Source organism: Variovorax sp. MPBD4-3 (genome assembly GCF_058809745.1).
This window is the reverse complement of the sequence record NZ_JBXASW010000071.1, coordinates 1-15,647: the sequence shown is the minus strand read 5'-3', so window position 1 is coordinate 15,647 and position 15,647 is coordinate 1. Positions and strand designations below refer to the sequence as shown.

17 protein-coding genes are annotated in these 15,647 nt (G+C 68.1%); 6 read left to right on the top strand and 11 right to left on the bottom strand.

The features are described 5' to 3' along the window. The first annotated feature begins 37 nt into the window (after positions 1-37). Entirely contained in the window at positions 38-853 is an 816-nt protein-coding gene (gene minD, locus AC1RVW_RS26910; protein ID WP_081269792.1) for a septum site-determining protein MinD, read from the top strand. 3 nt (positions 854-856) lie between these two features. Further along, positions 857-1,135 (top strand): cell division topological specificity factor MinE, encoded by a 279-nt coding sequence (gene minE / locus AC1RVW_RS26905; RefSeq protein ID WP_081269713.1) that lies wholly within the window; start codon positions 857-859, stop codon positions 1,133-1,135. On the opposite strand, the gene AC1RVW_RS26900 is transcribed toward minE, so the two are convergent. Further along, entirely contained in the window at positions 1,092-2,750 is a 1,659-nt protein-coding gene (locus AC1RVW_RS26900; RefSeq protein ID WP_493203643.1) for a rhodanese-like domain-containing protein, read from the bottom strand. The genes minE and AC1RVW_RS26900 overlap by 44 nt on opposite strands. Positions 2,751-3,211: 461 nt before the next feature. On the opposite strand from AC1RVW_RS26900, the gene AC1RVW_RS26895 reads away from it, so the two are divergent. After that, the gene (locus AC1RVW_RS26895; protein WP_285413771.1) at positions 3,212-4,150 is read left to right on the top strand and encodes a fatty acid desaturase; all 939 of its coding nucleotides are present in this window, start codon (positions 3,212-3,214) and stop codon (positions 4,148-4,150) included. Between the two features lie 10 nt (positions 4,151-4,160). Here the strand turns inward: AC1RVW_RS26895 and AC1RVW_RS26890 are convergent, their stop codons facing one another. Together AC1RVW_RS26890 and AC1RVW_RS26885 are read right to left on the bottom strand one after the other, a co-directional pair. Beyond that, positions 4,161-5,084 (bottom strand): alpha/beta hydrolase, encoded by a 924-nt coding sequence (locus tag AC1RVW_RS26890; protein WP_493203642.1) that lies wholly within the window; start codon positions 5,082-5,084, stop codon positions 4,161-4,163. 221 nt (positions 5,085-5,305) lie between these two features. Then, entirely contained in the window at positions 5,306-5,908 is a 603-nt protein-coding gene (locus AC1RVW_RS26885) for a TetR/AcrR family transcriptional regulator (protein ID WP_493203641.1), read from the bottom strand. Between the two features lie 179 nt (positions 5,909-6,087). Between AC1RVW_RS26885 and AC1RVW_RS26880 the strand changes: the two genes are divergently transcribed. Then, positions 6,088-7,032, top strand: coding sequence for a CysB family HTH-type transcriptional regulator (locus AC1RVW_RS26880; RefSeq protein WP_081269718.1), 945 nt, complete (start codon positions 6,088-6,090; stop codon positions 7,030-7,032). A 127-nt stretch (positions 7,033-7,159) separates the two neighbouring features. Continuing rightward, on the top strand, positions 7,160-7,423 hold the full coding sequence (locus tag AC1RVW_RS26875; RefSeq protein ID WP_081269719.1) for a hypothetical protein: 264 nt from the start codon (positions 7,160-7,162) through the stop codon (positions 7,421-7,423). Between the two features lie 78 nt (positions 7,424-7,501). Here AC1RVW_RS26875 and AC1RVW_RS26870 read toward each other — a convergent pair whose 3' ends face one another. From AC1RVW_RS26870 to AC1RVW_RS26840, 7 genes are all read right to left on the bottom strand, one after another. Further along, positions 7,502-7,945, bottom strand: a complete 444-nt coding sequence (locus AC1RVW_RS26870; protein ID WP_081269720.1) for an RcnB family protein — start codon at positions 7,943-7,945, stop codon at positions 7,502-7,504. A 78-nt stretch (positions 7,946-8,023) separates the two neighbouring features. Then, positions 8,024-8,911 (bottom strand): VOC family protein, encoded by an 888-nt coding sequence (locus tag AC1RVW_RS26865; protein WP_493203640.1) that lies wholly within the window; start codon positions 8,909-8,911, stop codon positions 8,024-8,026. Positions 8,912-8,942: 31 nt separating this feature from the next. Continuing rightward, the gene (locus tag AC1RVW_RS26860) at positions 8,943-9,794 is read right to left on the bottom strand and encodes an ABC transporter ATP-binding protein (protein WP_493203639.1); all 852 of its coding nucleotides are present in this window, start codon (positions 9,792-9,794) and stop codon (positions 8,943-8,945) included. Further along, positions 9,791-10,633, bottom strand: a complete 843-nt coding sequence (locus tag AC1RVW_RS26855) for an ABC transporter ATP-binding protein (protein WP_493203638.1) — start codon at positions 10,631-10,633, stop codon at positions 9,791-9,793. Before AC1RVW_RS26855 ends, AC1RVW_RS26860 begins: the two co-directional genes overlap by 4 nt. Then, the gene (locus tag AC1RVW_RS26850; RefSeq protein ID WP_493203637.1) at positions 10,617-11,174 is read right to left on the bottom strand and encodes an OsmC family protein; all 558 of its coding nucleotides are present in this window, start codon (positions 11,172-11,174) and stop codon (positions 10,617-10,619) included. The genes AC1RVW_RS26855 and AC1RVW_RS26850 overlap by 17 nt, the downstream gene beginning before the upstream one ends. A 14-nt stretch (positions 11,175-11,188) precedes the next feature. After that, a complete protein-coding gene (locus tag AC1RVW_RS26845) occupies positions 11,189-13,018 on the bottom strand; it encodes an ABC transporter permease (protein WP_493203636.1) in 1,830 nt (609 codons plus the stop codon). 3 nt (positions 13,019-13,021) lie between these two features. After that, positions 13,022-14,203 carry an ABC transporter substrate-binding protein gene (locus AC1RVW_RS26840; protein ID WP_106936252.1) on the bottom strand — a complete coding sequence of 394 codons (1,182 nt, stop codon included), beginning with the start codon at positions 14,201-14,203 and terminating at the stop codon, positions 13,022-13,024. A 163-nt stretch (positions 14,204-14,366) separates the two neighbouring features. Here AC1RVW_RS26840 and AC1RVW_RS26835 point away from each other — a divergent pair, with 163 nt between their 5' ends. Continuing rightward, entirely contained in the window at positions 14,367-15,005 is a 639-nt protein-coding gene (locus AC1RVW_RS26835; protein ID WP_493203635.1) for a GDSL-type esterase/lipase family protein, read from the top strand. Here the strand turns inward: AC1RVW_RS26835 and AC1RVW_RS26830 are convergent, their stop codons facing one another. Beyond that, entirely contained in the window at positions 15,006-15,527 is a 522-nt protein-coding gene (locus AC1RVW_RS26830; RefSeq protein ID WP_493203634.1) for a class IV adenylate cyclase, read from the bottom strand. It lies immediately after the preceding gene. Positions 15,528-15,647 lie beyond the last annotated feature (120 nt).

Sequence of the window (15,647 nt, the reverse complement as noted above, 5' to 3'; positions counted from 1 at the left end):
ACAACCAACAACTGAATCGAAACAAGAAGGAATGGCCATGGCCAAAATTGTGGTGGTGACTTCGGGCAAGGGCGGCGTCGGCAAGACGACCACCAGCGCCAGCTTCGCATCCGGACTCGCGCTCGCGGGCAAGAAGACGGCGGTGATCGACTTCGACGTGGGCCTGCGCAACCTGGACCTGATCATGGGCTGCGAACGCCGCGTGGTGTACGACCTGATCAACGTGATCCAGGGCGAAGCCAACCTGAGCCAGGCCCTCATCAAGGACAAGCAGTGCGACAACCTGTTCGTGCTGGCCGCCTCGCAGACGCGCGACAAGGAAGCGCTCACGCAGGAAGGCGTCGAGAAGGTGCTGGCCGACCTCGCCGCGATGGACTTCGAATACATCGTCTGCGACTCGCCCGCCGGCATCGAGACCGGCGCCATGATGGCGATGCACTTCGCCGACGAGGCGCTGGTGGTGACCAACCCCGAGGTGTCCTCGGTGCGCGACTCGGACCGCATCCTGGGCATGCTCAGCAGCAAGACCAAGCGCGCCAAGGACGGCGGCGACCCCATCAAGGAGCACCTGCTCATCACCCGCTACAACCCGAACCGCGTGGCGGGCGGGCAGATGCTGTCGCTGGAAGACATCCAGGACATCCTGCGCATCAAGCTGATCGGCGTGATCCCCGAGTCGGAGAGCGTGCTGCACGCCTCCAACCAGGGCGTGCCGGCGATCCACGACAAGGAAACCGACGTGGCGCAGGCCTACAGCGACGTGGTGGCGCGCTTCCTGGGCGAAGAGAAGCCGATGCGCTTCGTCGACGCCGAGAAGCCCGGCTTCTTCAAGCGGATTTTCGGAGGCAAGTAGGCCATGTCCTTTCTCTCGTTCCTGCTGGGCGAAAAGAAGAAGACTGCCAGCGTCGCGAAGGAGCGGCTGCAGATCATCCTCGCCCACGAGCGGTCCAGCCTCAGCGGCAAGAAGCGGCCCGACTACCTGCCCGAACTCCAGCGCGAACTGGTGGCGGTGATTTCCAAGTACGTGTCGATCAACGCGGAAGACATCAAGGTGCACCTGGAGACCCAGGACAACCTCGAAGTGCTCGACATCAAGATCGAGCTGCCCGACCCTGCGCCGGCGCCCGCGCGCTGAGCGCAAAGAAGCGAAAGCGCACGGACGGGTCCTGCAGGACCCGTTCGGCCAGCGCGCGTTCCCACGCCAGGTAGTCGGCCCAGGCCGCATCGCGGCGCGGGCCGAAGACGCGCATCACCGAGCCCCAGTCGTCGTCGAAGGGGGTGAGCAGCCGGGACGGCACCAAATCGGTCGAAAGCGGCCGTCCTGAAGCCTCCCAGCCCTGCGTTCCGCCCTGGAGCCAGCTGAACACCGCCCCTGAATCCTGGTGCCAGCGCTGGTGCGCGTCGCGCGCCACGCGGGCCGCGGCCATGCCGTCGGGCGAGGTGAAGACCAGCGTGCGCCCGGGAACGGCATGGGCGGCAAGCGGCGCGAGCGAGGCCGGCAGCATGTAGAGCGCGCCGGGCAGATGGCCGCGTTCGTAATCGAGGCTCGGGCCCACGTCGACCACGGTGACAGCGCCGTTGCTGCGCAGACGGGCCAATGCCTCGGGGGTGAGCGGAGCCGGGGCATCCTTGAGCGACATGGCGGGCGCGGGCGGCGCCTGATCGGGTGCCAGCTCGCCATCGAAGACGTAGACCTCGGCCTGGTTGAGCTGGGTGAGCCAGAAGCTCGTGACGGCGGCGCGCAACCGGTGGGCCTGGTCGTCGAGCAGCACGATGCGCGCGCCGCGCGTGGCGACGAGGTTCTCGAAGTGCATCAGCAGTTGCCCGCCCGGCACCTGCCGCACGCCGGTGCCCGAGAAGGCCGGATCGGCGGCGGGACGCACGTCGAATACGTAGAGGGTGCGTGCATCGTCGTCGCGCCAGCGGGCGAGCCGCGCGGCATCGGCCAGGGGCAGCCCGAAACGCTCGATCAGGTCGTCGGCGATCCGGCGCAGCACGTCGGGAGATTCGGGCGGCAGTTCGTCGTCGGGGGCGGCGTTCTGCACGGTCGGTGCGCCTTGCAGGCCCCAGGCCATCACGCCGTCTTCGACGAACACCGCGTCGGGCGCACGGGCCAGCAGCCGCAGCGTGGTGGCGCCGACGATGCCGCGCGTGCGGCTGAAGCAGTTGATGGCCCAGAGGTGGTCGGCCCCGCCCGGCTCGAAGCGCCGCAGGGCCAGTTCGGTGCCCGCATGGTTGCGCGCGCCGGGCAGCGAGAGAAACCTGAACTCGGCCTGCGGCCGCGCGTCGACGAGCGTGGTCGGCCGGCCTTGGCGCTGGCGTTCCCGCAGCGCCTCGACGGGCAGGCCCGGCGTGCCGTAGTACAGCCGGGCGCGGTCGCCGAAGGCCTTGACCAGCGTGCCGTAGCCGTCGATGGCGGGCAGGCCCTCGGACAGCCAGCGCTGCAGGCCGCCTTCGAGGTTTCGCACGTCGGTGTAGCCCAGCCGGGCGAGCACGGCTGATGCGGCCCGGCCCACGCCGTCGGTTGCGCCGTGGTCGTCGTAGAGCACGACAGGGGTGGTGCGGCGCGGCACCAGCGCCTCGATCTGCAGCTCGAAGCCGCTGAAGGGCACGTTGCGCGCGAGGTTGGGGTGCCGCTCGACGAAGAAGCGGGTTTCGCGCACGTCGAGCAGTGCGAGTTCTGCGGCTGGCTCTGCCAGGAGCAGGGCTTGCAGTTCTGTCGGGGCGATGGTCTTTGTGATGCTGCTCATTGAGGCTTTGGTTTTTTCAGGGTGAGTGCACAGGCCACCGGGTACTCCCCTCCGCGAATGTCCCCCGGGGCTTCGCCCCTCCTCCTTTATTTCGCTGCGGGGAGCACCCGGTGTCCTGTGCACATGGACGCAGCGCTCGTGCGAGCCGATCGACAAGTGCTCTGAACGATCACGACGGCGGGGTGCCTTGCGCAGCGAAATAAAGGAGGAGGCCACAGGCCGGGGGACATTCGCGGAGCAAGGTACCCCGTCGGCGTGAGCGCACCCCGAACAATAGATTTCAGCTCGGTTGATTACCAGCCCGCTTCACGAGTGACGCCAACGCACGCGGGAGCGCGGAGAAAGCGCTCTAGCTTAGGCCTCGCCCCCGGCCGCGCGGAACGAAGTTTCGCGACCATGCTTATGCGAAAAGCGCGCATGCAAGACGCCGCTTGCTACCTAGCATCGCAGTCCTTCCCACCATGACTTCGACTGCCGTACCGAACCCCGCCAGGACCACACCCGTGCGCCGCCACTGGTGGTGGCACTACGAAGTGCCCACGCTGCTGCTGGCCGCCGCGCTGTACGTTGCCTGGGCCGCGCTGCTGTGGTGGCACGCGGCGCTGCCGGGCTGGGCCCTGTTCGTGGCCGGGGGCTTTCTCGCGCAGCTGCATTCCTCGCTGCAGCACGAGAGCATCCACGCGATGCGCCACCTGCCCCGGTGGCTCCGCCATGCGGTGGTGTGGCCGCCGCTGAACCTGTGGCTGCCCTACCCGTTCTACAACCGCGGGCACAGCTCGCACCACGTCAACTACCACCTCACGCACCCCGAGCGCGACAACGAAAGCGCCTACCACTCGGCACCCGCGTGGGCGGCCTACGGGCCGGCGTGGCGGTGCATCTACATGGCGAACCAGACGATCGCCTTCCGCGTGGTGCTGGGGCCGTTTCTCCGGCTCTGGAAGCTGGTCGGCTTCGAAACGGGCCAGGTGCTGTCGGGCAATTTCTCGAGGCTGCCGACATGGGGCTGGCATGCACTGAGCGTGGCGCCGGTGCTGTACTGCGTGACCGCGGTCTGCGGCATGGGCCTGGGCGAGTACCTGCTGTACTTCGTGTATCCCGGCATGATGCTGGGCTCGCTGCGCACCTTCACCGAACACCGCTGGGCCGACACGCCGCACGAGCGCGTGGCCATCGTGGAGTCGAACCTCGTGTTCGGGCTGCTGTACCTCTTCAACAACCTGCACCACGTGCACCACCGCGCGCCGACCATGCCCTGGTACGAGATCCCGGTGTACTTCCGCAAGCACCGCGCGGCGGTGCTGCAGGCGAACGGCAACTTCTACTACCGGGGCTACGGGGAGATCGTGCGGCGACACCTGTTCAGGCCGGTGTTCACGCCGGTCCACCCGGCCTGGTAGCACGCCGCCTTCAATCGGGCGCCGTCACGAAACGTGCGACCCGCGCCAGCACCTCCGCCTCCTTGAGGATGCGGCGATGGCCCCAGCCCTGCGTTTCCATCAACTGCGCGCGGCCGATCGCATCGCGGTAGGCCTCGGCGTCGGCAAAGCGGTTCACGCGGTCGTCCCTGTCGTGCACGATCAACGTGCGCTGCGAGATGCGCGGCCCCACGGCGGCGGGTTCCAGCTGGGGCATCAGGACGCCTTCGCGCGCCTCGAACAGCCGCTGCATCGCCAGGCGCGTGGTTTCGCTGAGCCCGAAGGTGTGCGCGAAATAGCGCGTGTATTCGCGTGGCGATGCGGGCGGCGCTAGCAGCACGAGCCGATCTGCCGGCAAGCCCCGCGACGCCGCGAGCGCAAGGCCGTTGGCACCCAGCGAATGCGCGACGGCCGCGCGCAGCGCATGGCCGTCGGCCGCGAGCCGCGCCGCGACATACGCAATGGCCCGCGCGAACTGCGGCGAGTTGCTCATCGTGCCGGCGCTGCGGCCGTGCGCCGGCAGCTCGAGCAGCACGGGCCGCAGGCCGGCATCGGCCACGGCCTGCGCGAGCGGCAGCATCTGCCCCGCATGGCCGCCCCAGCCGTGCGCCAGCAGCACCACGGGCGCCGACTCGGCACCCGAGTCCTGCGCGGCCAGGTGATAGATCCCGACGCTCGCGTCCTCGAAAGCCCAGCCCTCGCGCCGCCACTCTGCACCCGGCCCCTGCGCCCGGTACAGCCACTTGGGCGGCAGCGGCGTGCCGAAGAGGCGGTAAGCGGCGCGCACACCCAGCGCGGGCCACAGCCGTTGCGACGTGGTCAGGCCGAAGCGCAGCGTGCGCATCACGCGTCCCGGCCGGTAGTAGTTCGACTGCGCGGCATGGCCGGCGGCGGAGGTTGTGGAAGTGCCTGTCATGGCGGGAGCTCCTTCGGCTGCGGGGGTCAGTACCAGACCCAGTCACGGTTGCTGCGGGGCAGGCTGCGCAGGGTGTCGCGCACACAGCGGGCACCGGTGACGAGCGCATAGGCGGCGAGGACGAGGGTAATGATCAGCATGGTGCTTCTCCTTTTTATCGCACGGCTGTGCGAAATATTGGCAAATGAGGACGTGGGGAATCCGCCTGCGTCTTGAGCGGCTCAGGCGCTGTAGCTGGAAAGAATGCGCCGCCAGGAGTGCGTGGCGCGGTCGGCGGCCTGCGGGTCGCGCAGGAAGCGCGCGTCGTGCAGCTGGGTCATCATCACGCCGTTGAGCTCGCTCACGAGCTGCGCGGGGTCGGTGTCGGCCTTGATTTCGCCGGTCTCGACAGCCTGCAGCACGGTGCGGCGCAGCGCGGCGCGCCAGCGCGTGATCTCGTCGAACAGCACGTCGCGCAGCTCGCCTTCGCGGTCGTCGAACTCGAAGGCGCCGGCCATGTAGAGGCAGCCGGTGTGCATTTCGACGTCGCGGGTGCGGGCGATCCAGCGCGCCACGATCTCTTCGAGCCGTGGCAGGCCCTTGGGCTTCTGCATGGCGGGCACGAACACGTCGGCCAGGAAGCCGCGGCCGTATTCCTCGATGACGGCCTTCTGCAGCGCCTCGCGCGACCCCACGCGCGAGAACACACCGCTCTTCGACAGGCCCAGCCTGCTGGCCACGGCCTGCAGCGTGATCGCTTCCAGGCCTTCGGCCAGCGCAAGGTTCATCGCAGCGCCGACGATGGCGGCGCGGGTGAGTTCGCTTTTCTGGGTCTTGGCGTCCATGCGGCAAACTTTAGCACAGCCGTGCGAAAACTCAAGCCGGGCCCCTCGAAGCAGCGCTGGGAGCCTTAAAGATGTTTTGCTCATGTGAAACCAACAAACGCATCGTTCCCCGAATAAGCAGTTCTGCCGAGAATCTCCGGTCGGCTCCAACCGGGGCCCCCGACACTCTTGCGCGCCAGATGAACTTCCAACAACTGCGCTCGGTACGCGAGGCCGTTCGTTGCGGCTTCAACCTGACCGAAGTCGCCCACACCCTTCACACTTCGCAGCCCGGCGTGAGCCGGCAGATCCGCGAGCTCGAGGAAGAACTCGGCATCGAGCTGTTCGTGCGCGCCGGCAAGCGGCTTACCGGCCTCACCGAGCCCGGCGGGCATGTGCTGCCGATCATCGAGCGCATGCTGATGGAGAGCAGCAACCTCAAGCACGCGGGCCAGGAATTCATCGCGCAGCAAAGCGGGCTGCTGTCGGTGGCGGCCACGCACTCCCAGGCGCGCTACGCGATGCCGGTGGCAGTGCAGGAATTCCGCGCGCAGTTCCCGAACGTGAAGCTGCACCTGCACCAGGGCTCGCCCAAGCAGATCGCGCAGATGCTGCTCGACGGCGAGGCCGACGTGGGCATCGCCACCGAGGCGCTGGGCGACTATCCGCAACTGGTCGCCCTGCCCTGCTACCGCTGGACGCACTCGGTGATCGTGCCGCCGGGGCATCCGCTGCTCGACGCGCCGCTCACGCTCGATGCGCTCACGCGCTATCCGCTCATCACCTACGACACCGGCTTCACCGGCCGCTCGCGCATCGACGAGGCCTTCGAGCAGCGCGGGCTGGAGCCCAACATCGTGCTGGCCGCGATGGATGCCGACGTCATCAAGACCTACGTGCAACTGGGCCTGGGCGTGGGCATCGTCGCCGGCGTGGCCTACGAGGCCGAGCGCGACACCCAGTTGCGCGCGCTCGACGCGGGGCGGCTCTTCGGCATCAACCTCACCAAGCTCGCTGTACGGCGGGGCACCTACCTGCGCAAGTACGTGTATGCCTTCATCGAATCGTTCGCGCCCACGCTGACGCGGGCGGTGGTCGAAAAAGCCCTGGGAGACGAGGCCAAAGCCTCGCACTACGAAATCTAGAGCCTGTCCAGTGGCGTTTGGGGGGTGTGTACCGGGGACGACAGAAAGGTTAAAAAAGAAGAATGCAGCTTCACACAGGCGGCGTACATTCGGGTTAATTCCCTGGCTTCCTGGAAACGGATCAGCAATGGCATCGACCCCGCAGCAGCAGCAACAGCAAACAAGGGCCGCCCTCAAGGCCGCCGATGCCGCGGAGCGGCGCGAACGGCTCAGACGGGCCCTGCCCGCCACGGTCGAATTGCTGCAGAGCCGCCAGGCCGACCGCATCGACGACGCCGACATCGATGCGTACGTGAGCCTCAACTGGCTCGAATGGCACGGCGGCGGGCTGCGCCTGACCATCACGGGCCGCAACGTCTGCGCCCAATCGGCACCTACCGCGCTGGTCTGAAAAAAACGCCGCAAGCCTTGCGGCCTGCGGCGTCGTATCTGCAGTGCTGTTTCGCCCAATGGCCGAAACAGCGTCTGTTTACTGGCCTGCGATGATGTTCGCGATCACGCCGGTGGCAATGGCCGCGAGCACGAAGTCTCCGCCCACGCCCACCCACTGGTATCCACGGGGCGGCTGCTGCAGCCGGTAGGCACGCCAGTCCTGCACCACGTAGTTGCGGCCACGGTACTCCGGCGGCACGCGGCCACCACGGCGCCATTCGGCGTGCGGTTGGGGGAAGCCGCGGCGATCGAACTGGCGGCCGTCACGGAAGTCCTGGTTGCCGCGATAGCCCGGCGGGCCGCCACGGTGATCGAAATTGGGGCCACGGTGATCGAAGTTGGGACCACGCTGCTCGAAGCGTCCGTCGCCAGGGCCGGGACGGCCGTCGAAGCGTCGATCCTGCGCGACGGCGCTGCCGGCGGCCATGCACATTGCCAGTGCCGCTGCGGCAACGGCCATGCTCTTTGACTTGATGTTCATCTGGAATCCTCCATGCGTTGATGAGACGAGTCCATTGTGTGCCCCGCATGTGTCCGCAACGACCGCTTCAGGTCGCAGTCAGGTGAAATCAGGTAAGCGCTGGTATCCGCGCGGGGCCTTGTCCTTCACGCGGTCCGGCGGCGGAAGGTCGAGTTCGATCAATGCGCCATGAGTGCGGGCAAGATCGAAGGCGCCGGTCGATTGCGGCCGGTCTGTGTGCAGCAACAGCGCGTAAGGCCCTTCTCCACGCGCGGCAATGCGCTGCGTGAGCGTGTCGCTGCCTTCACCCGCGTGTGCCGCGTTCTCGCGTGGGGACGACAGCACCAGCACGCTGCCGCCCAGCACGATGACCGCCACGCGCACGTTGCTGCCCGGCAGCGCCACGGGGTTGCCGATGTGCGTGCCAGCATCTTCAGCGTCAGTGCCCAGCAAGGCGCGGTAGCGCGCCAGCGTCGCATCGAGGTCGCGCACCGCAACGGCCAGGCTCGCCACGCCGAGCGCGCCGTTCGCATGCACGCGCACCTCGCCCTCGGGCACGCGCAACGCGCGCGGCGTGAGGTCGCCGCACAGGAAAGGCAGGTCGGCCGAGGGCGCACGCGCTGTCTGCCAGCGCAGGCGCTCGCCGTCGGGCCGCACACGGCCACCGTCGAGCGGGCCTTCGAGCAGCAGGCCGCGTGCCTTCGCATCGGCGACCGTGGCCGCGGTGTCGCGCGGCAGCAGCGCGAAGTCGACGATGCCCTCGCCGTGCTTCTGCAGCAGCTGCCACCAGCGTTCGCCGGGCGAAGGTTCGCGCCATGCGATCAGCTCGAAGTAGCTGCCGTCGCCGAAAACCACCAGCGCGTTGTGCGTGGCACGGCCCGGATGGTCGCCGCCGCGCAGCACGTGGAAGCCGAGCGCGCCGTAGTCGGCGATGGTGCGTTCGAGGTCGTGCACCGCAATGACGATGTGGTCGAGTTTCAATGGCATGTGTGGGTTCTCTTTGGGAGCTTTCGCTGGATCAGGAGGCGGTGCGCGCCGCGCCGTCGCCGCCAAGGTAGGCATCGCGTATGCGCGCGTCGGCCAGCAGCTCTTTCGCCGGGCCCGAGAGCACGATGCGCCCGGTCTGCAGCACGTAGCCGTGGTGCGCGATCTGCAGCGCGAGGCTCGCGTTCTGCTCGACCATGAACACCGACACGCCCTGTGCGTTGATGCGCGCGATGAGCTCCAGCACCTTGTCGACGTACAGCGGCGACAGGCCCATGGTCGGCTCGTCCATGCAGATGAGGCTGGGGCGGCCCATGAGCGCGCGCGCCATCGCCACCATCTGCTGTTCGCCGCCCGACAATGTGCCGGCCTGGAACTCGATGCGCTCGGCCACGCGCGGGAACAGCTCGAGCATGCGTTCGAGGTCTTCGGCCACGGCCTTGCGGTCGTTGCGCGCATAGGCGCCCATCAGCAGGTTCTCGCGCACGGTCATCGCGGGGAACAGCCTGCGCGCTTCGGGCACCGAGCCGATGCCCTTGCGGATGATCTGCGGCGTGCTCAGCCCGAGCGTGGAGGCCCCGTTGAAATTGACTTCGCCCGAGCGCGGCTTGAGCAGCCCGAGCACGATCTTCATCGTGGTCGACTTGCCGCTGGCATTGCCGCCGAGCAGGCTGACGATCTGGCCTTTGCGCACCTCGATGTCGAGGTCGAAATGGGCCTGCACCGGGCCGTAGAAGCTGTTGACCTTCTTCAGCTGGAGCAGCGGCTTGTTCGATTCGCCTGGAGCCGGCGCGGCGGTGCGCTCCGGCAGCCCCTCTTCGCCGCGGCCATCTCCTCCCCAGAGGGGCGAAGGCGAGAGGCCCGTGCGTGCGACGGTGGCGATCATGCGGGCACCGCCTCTGCGGCACCCACATGGCGATGGCCGAGATACGCCTCGATCACCGCCAGGTCGTTGCGCACTTCACCGGGTAGCCCTTCGGCGATCTTGCGGCCGTCGTCGAGCACGGCGACACGGTCGGAGAGCTGCATCACGAGGTCGAGCTTGTGCTCGATCAGCAGGATGGCCTGGCCCCGCGCCTTGAGGCTGCGAATGATCTCCAGCATCTCGGCGGTCTCGCTCTCGTTCATGCCGGCGGTGGGCTCGTCGAGCAGCAGCAGGCGCGGCCGAAGCGCGAGCGCGCGCGCAATCTCCACACGGCGGCGGTTGGCATAAGAGAGGCTGTAGGCCGGATGGTCGATGCGCGGCGCCAGCCGTTCGCCGAAGAGCGCGATGATCTCGCGTGCTTCTTCGCGCAACGCGTCTTCCTCGCGGCGCACGGCGGCGGGCTGCACCAGCGCCAGCGCAAGCTCGGCCAATGCGCCCAGGCCCGGCACGCCGCCCGCGCGCGGTTTCACGGCACGCAGCCGTGTGTGCGCACCGACCAGCACGTTGTCGAGCACAGAGAGGTTCGCGAACACACGCCCATGCTGGAAGGTGCGCGCCAGGCCGCGCTGCGCGAGCTGCTGCGCGGGCAGGCCGGTGATGTCTTCACCGTCGAACAGCACCCGGCCTTCATCGGGCCTGTCGAGGCCGGTCACCAGGTTGAACAGCGTGGTCTTGCCCGCGCCGTTCGGGCCGATCACGCTCAGCAGTTCGCCCTCGCCCACATGCAGGTCGACGGCATCGACGGCGGTGAGGCCGCCGAAGCGGCGCACCAGGCCGCGTATCTCAAGCAGCGACGGCATCGGCGGCCTTCGCCTTGGAGTTGACGAGCTTTACCTCGGCGCGGATGGCCTGCGGGTTGCGCAGCAGGTTCAGGATCGGGCAGTTGCGTTCGACCGCTTCGAACAGCGCGTCGATGTCTTCGCGGCTCGCGGGCGAATCGATGTGCACCGTGTAGCCGATCTCGTGCGGCCAGATGGGCGTCTTTTCATGGCCCGGCTTGCCGCCGCGCGGATCGATGATGCCGGTCACTTCCACCTCGAGGCTTTCGAGCGGTACTTGGCGTTCGGCCGCCTGGATCAGGAAGATGTGCGTGACGCAGGTGCCCAGCACGCCCAGCTGCAGCTCAGGCGAACTGGGGCCGAGGTTGTAGCCCGCGAAGTCGGGCGGGCTGTCGCTGATGACCTGGTGGTCGCGGATGCGCAGGCGGCGCACGCCGCTGCGGCCTTCGGCCTTCACGCTGGCCTTGAGCTGCACGGGTTGCGCCGTGCCGGCCTCGACAGCGGCATTGCGTGCGAGCACGGCGGCGCGTTTCTCGGCGAGGTAGTCGTTCAGGTGGCTCATGGTGTGGTGTTCTTTCAGACAGTGCCCAGCAGGCCTTGCGGGCGAAAACGAATCAGCAGGAGCAGCGCGACGCCGTAGATCAGCATGCGGTACTCGGCCGTCACGCGGAACAGCTCCGGCAGGCTCACGAGCGCGACCGCCCCCAGCAGCGCGCCGCTGATGTTCCCGAGGCCGCCGAGGATCACCATCGTCAGCGCGAGGATCGATATCTGCGAGCCGAAGGTCTCGTGGTTGATGTACGAATACATGTGCGCGGTGAAGGCGCCGCTCACGCCGGCCGCGAAGCCGCCGAAGCCGAAGGCCAGCGCCTTGTAGCGGTCGGGGCTCACACCGTAGGCGCGCGCCGCCACTTCGTCTTCGCGCACGGCGCGGAAGGTGCGGCCCAGGTGCGAACGCAACAGGCGCCACTGCAGCAGCGCAAGAAGCACCATCGCACCGAAGGAAGCCCAGTAGATGGCCTGGTTCGACGAAGCATCGCGCCCGAACAGCGACAGCGGCGGAATGCCCGACACGCCGATGGGCCCGTGCGTGAGGCTCTCCCAGTTGAGGATGGTGAGCGCCACGATCTCGCCGATGCCCAGCGTGGCAATCGACACGTAGTGGCCGCGCAGCCTGAAGGCCGGGAAGATGAGCGCGGTGCCGATCAGCGAAGTGAGGATGCCCGCGAGCACGATGCCCGTGCCTACCGGCAGGTGCAGGTCGAGCACCAGCAGCGACGACGCATACGCGCCGATGGCCAGCAGCCCCGCATGGCCGAGCGAGATCTGCCCGATGGTGCCGGCCACCAAGGTGAGGCTCAGCGCGAGCGCGCCGTAGAGCCATGCGTTGGTCAGCGTCTGCAGCAGGTACGGCGAAGGATCGAAGAGCGGCAATGCGACGGCCGCCGCGAACACCGCGGCGAGCACGCGGCGCGGTATGTGCCACGGCTTGCTCGGCGCGATGAAGGTGCCGGTCAGCGGCTCGGGCGGCAGCGCGCGCTTGCGCCCGAACAGGCCGTTCGGCTTCCACACCAGGATGACCAGCAGCAGCGCGAAGGCGAAGAGGTTGCGGTACGGCGTGCCGAGGATGGCCACGCCATAGCTTTCGATCAACCCCAGCAGCAGGCTGCCGACGATGGCCCCCGGCACGTTGCCCACGCCGCCGACCACGGTGGCGACCACGCCCTTGAGCGTGGCCTGGAAGCTCATCGCCGGGCTGATGTTGTTGTAGTACATGCCCACCAGCAGGCCCGAGAGCCCGCTCAGCGCCGCGGCGATGGCGAACACGGTCTGGTTCACGCGGTCGACGTCCACGCCCATCTGCTGCGCCGCGTCGCGGTCTTGCGCGGTGGCGCGCACGGCCCAGCCGAGCTTCGTGAAACGCAGGAAGACGAACAGCACGGCCGCGCTCGCGAGACCGATGCCCGCAATGAGGATGTCGAGCGCGCCGATGGTGCCGGTGCCGATCTGCAGCCGCCAGTCGGGCAGCTGCGTGGGCAGCGAGCGCGGGTCGGGGCTGAACACCAGCTGCACGAGGATGTCGAGCACGAAGCTGATGCCGATGGTGGCCAGCAGCGGCGCAATGCGAGCCGCGCCCTGCAGCGGCCGCAGGCCCACGCGCTCGATCAGCATGCCGAGCGCGCCGGAGCCCAGCACCACCAGCATGATGGTCACGGGCAGCGGCGTATGCAGGTAGGTGATCGACGCCCAGCCGATGTACGCGCCCACCGTGTACACCGAGCCGTGCGCGAAGTTGATGAGGTGCGAGACACCGAAGATCAACGCGAGCCCGACCGCCAGCAACGCGTAGATGTTGCCGATGATCAGGCCGTTGACCGTGTAGTCGAAGAAGGAGGTGAAGCTCATCGGCTACCTGGCCGCGGCAAGCGCTGCCTTCTCGTCCAGCTGCGCCCACTTGCCGTCCTTCACGACAAGATTCACGCTCTTCACGCCGATGATCCGCCGCGTCTGCGCATCGAAGCTGGCCTTGCCGAAGATCACGCTCGGCACGTCCTTGATCTTGTAGAACGCGTCGCGCACGGCCTTGCGATCGGCATTCGCGCCGGCCTGGCGCAGCGCGGCGGCGGCGTACACCACGGCGTCGTAGGCGTAGGCATTGAACGCGTCGGGCTCCTTGCCGTACCTGGCGCGAAAGCTCTTCACGAAGTCCTGCACCTCGGTGCGCGGCTCGTCCGGATAGAAAGCGGTGTTGGTGAAGATGCCGTTCACCGCCGCGCCGCCCAGCTCGATGAACTTCGGCGAATACACCGAGCCCACCGCGGCGATGGGCTGCCTGAGCCCCACGCTGCGTACCTGGCCCGCGATGAGCGCGCCGTCGGGGTAGTAGGAGATGAGCACCAGCCCGTCGGGGTTGGCGTCGCGCACGCGCACCAGCGTCGAGCGGAAGTCTTTCTCGTCGGGCTGGTAGCCCTCGGCGATGGCGACCTGCGCGCCGCGTTCCTGCGCGGCCTTCACGAGCACGTCCTTGCTGGTGCGGCCCCAGTCGGTGTTGAGGTAGAGCACCGCGATGCGCTTGAAGCCCAGCGTCTTCACCGCGAGTTCGGCCAGCAGCGGCTGCGCGTCGGCCTGGCTGATGGAAGGACTCCAGATGTAGTCGCCGCCCTTGGTGAAGTCGGGGTGCGAGTTGGTGAAGCCGAGCTGCACCAGGCCCGCGCGCTGGTAGATGGGGGATGCCGCCATCGAGGCCGGGCTGGAGAAGTCGCCGAGCTCGATGAGCACGCGCTTGTCGTTCACCAGCTTCTGCGCGATGGCCACCGACTGGCGCGGATCGCTCTGGCTGTCCTCGAAGCTGTAGGCCAGCGGACGTCCATGGATGCCGCCCTGCGCATTGATGTGCTCCAGCGCAAGGTCGAAGCCGGCCTTCCACTGCGCGCCGTACTGCGCGTTCTGCCCGGTGAGCGGACCGCTCACGCCGAACCAGACGGGATCGCCCGTGGCGGGCGCGGCCAGGGCCGCGAGCGGCGCGGCCAGCAGGGCAGCGGAAAGAACGGCCACATGGCGCAGGAAGCGGTGGCGGGAAAGCAGCGGCATGGTGTCGGGCCCCGGTCGGTGATGACGAATGAAGATGCAGGGCCGCGATTCTTCGCCTGCCCCCTTCGCCGGGGAACGAACAAAAACGGGGAGGCTTATGCGCTTTCCGAGAAAAGGGGCAAGCGCCACGGCAGCTCGCGGCGGCGATTAAGCTGCGCGCAGCATGAAGCGAAGACACCTCCTCCACCTGCTGGCCGGCGTGCCCGCCGTGGCAGCACTGGCTGCCTGCGGCAAGCGCAAGGCATCCTCCAACGCATTGAAGCCAGGCGCCCGCGTGCTGGCGCTGGGCGACAGCCTGACCTTCGGCTACGGCGCGCCGACCGACGCGTCATGGCCCGTGAAGCTGGGCGAGATCACGGGCTGGCAGATCGACAACGAGGGCGTCAACGGAGACACCTCGGCGGGCGCGCTGCAGCGGCTGCCAGGGCTGCTGAATGGCTCGAGCTACGACGCGATCCTGATCGGCATCGGCGGCAACGACATGCTGCGCGGTGTGTCGGCCACGGCCACGCGCGACAACCTGGCGGCGCTGATCGAACAGGCACGCGCGCACACGCCGCATGTCGCGGTGCTGGCCACGCCGGCGCCCGACGCGGTGCGCGCGTTCGTCGGCTCGCTCAGCGATGCGCCGTTCTATGAAGAGGTGGCGAAGTCGGGGCAGGCGCTGCTGCTCGCCGATGTGTATTCGAGCGTGCTGTCGGATGCATCGCTGCGCTCCGACCGCATCCATGCCAATGCACGAGGCTATGAAAAGGTCGCGCAGCTGCTGGCGGACCAGCTGAAGGCCGCGGGCTGGCGCTGATCAGGCGGCGTTGTTCAGAAGATCGACGTAGGCGCCCTGCACCAGCTGGTCGGTGCCCACGCCCAGTCGCGCCATGAGCGCATGCGCCTGCGCGATGCCGGCTTCGGCGGACTCGCCCTCTTCCAGCACCACTTCGAGCTCGAGGAATTCGCCCAGGCCTTCGACGCGGTCCAGGTGCACGCGCGTGCGGCCCACGATGAACAGCCGGCGCTGCTTGCGCACGCGCCCCGCCTGGCCCCACGCGAGCGTGAGCGATTCGCGCAGCACGTCGGGCGTGGTGCAGGGCGTGATCATGTAGAACGATTCCTTGGGGCCCGCGCTGTTGGCGCGGCGGTAGAAGATCAGCTCGGCGCGGTCGGGCGCGAAGGTGCGCAGCTTGAGGCGGTCGGCGCTGTCGTTGCAGCGGAAGAAGGTGTCGTCCTGTGCGATCTCTGTGGGGCCCTTGTCGGCCAGCGTTTCGGCGATGGCTGCCACGCGTTCGATGCTGTCGATGCGGGCCTTGATCTCGATGTTTCTTGCCATTTTTTGTGCCTTCGGGTTTTGGTCCGGTGGTGCGTGCGAATGGCACCGGGTACTCCCCTCCGCGAATGTCCCCCGGGGCTGCGCCCCTCCTCCTTTATTTCGCTGCGGGGAGCACCCGGT

Coding starts and splice junctions, on each gene's coding strand:
- AC1RVW_RS26890 (WP_493203642.1), bottom strand. CDS start 5,084: ATGACAGGCACTTCCACAACCTCCGCCGCCGGCCATGCCGCGCAGTCG.
- AC1RVW_RS26875 (WP_081269719.1), top strand. CDS start 7,160: ATGGCATCGACCCCGCAGCAGCAGCAACAGCAAACAAGGGCCGCCCTC.
- AC1RVW_RS26845 (WP_493203636.1), bottom strand. CDS start 13,018: ATGAGCTTCACCTCCTTCTTCGACTACACGGTCAACGGCCTGATCATC.
- AC1RVW_RS26895 (WP_285413771.1), top strand. CDS start 3,212: ATGACTTCGACTGCCGTACCGAACCCCGCCAGGACCACACCCGTGCGC.
- AC1RVW_RS26835 (WP_493203635.1), top strand. CDS start 14,367: ATGAAGCGAAGACACCTCCTCCACCTGCTGGCCGGCGTGCCCGCCGTG.
- minD (WP_081269792.1), top strand. CDS start 38: ATGGCCAAAATTGTGGTGGTGACTTCGGGCAAGGGCGGCGTCGGCAAG.
- AC1RVW_RS26855 (WP_493203638.1), bottom strand. CDS start 10,633: ATGCCGTCGCTGCTTGAGATACGCGGCCTGGTGCGCCGCTTCGGCGGC.
- AC1RVW_RS26865 (WP_493203640.1), bottom strand. CDS start 8,911: ATGCCATTGAAACTCGACCACATCGTCATTGCGGTGCACGACCTCGAA.
- AC1RVW_RS26885 (WP_493203641.1), bottom strand. CDS start 5,908: ATGGACGCCAAGACCCAGAAAAGCGAACTCACCCGCGCCGCCATCGTC.
- AC1RVW_RS26850 (WP_493203637.1), bottom strand. CDS start 11,174: ATGAGCCACCTGAACGACTACCTCGCCGAGAAACGCGCCGCCGTGCTC.
- AC1RVW_RS26900 (WP_493203643.1), bottom strand. CDS start 2,750: ATGAGCAGCATCACAAAGACCATCGCCCCGACAGAACTGCAAGCCCTG.
- AC1RVW_RS26830 (WP_493203634.1), bottom strand. CDS start 15,527: ATGGCAAGAAACATCGAGATCAAGGCCCGCATCGACAGCATCGAACGC.
- AC1RVW_RS26860 (WP_493203639.1), bottom strand. CDS start 9,794: ATGATCGCCACCGTCGCACGCACGGGCCTCTCGCCTTCGCCCCTCTGG.
- minE (WP_081269713.1), top strand. CDS start 857: ATGTCCTTTCTCTCGTTCCTGCTGGGCGAAAAGAAGAAGACTGCCAGC.
- AC1RVW_RS26870 (WP_081269720.1), bottom strand. CDS start 7,945: ATGAACATCAAGTCAAAGAGCATGGCCGTTGCCGCAGCGGCACTGGCA.
- AC1RVW_RS26880 (WP_081269718.1), top strand. CDS start 6,088: ATGAACTTCCAACAACTGCGCTCGGTACGCGAGGCCGTTCGTTGCGGC.
- AC1RVW_RS26840 (WP_106936252.1), bottom strand. CDS start 14,203: ATGCCGCTGCTTTCCCGCCACCGCTTCCTGCGCCATGTGGCCGTTCTT.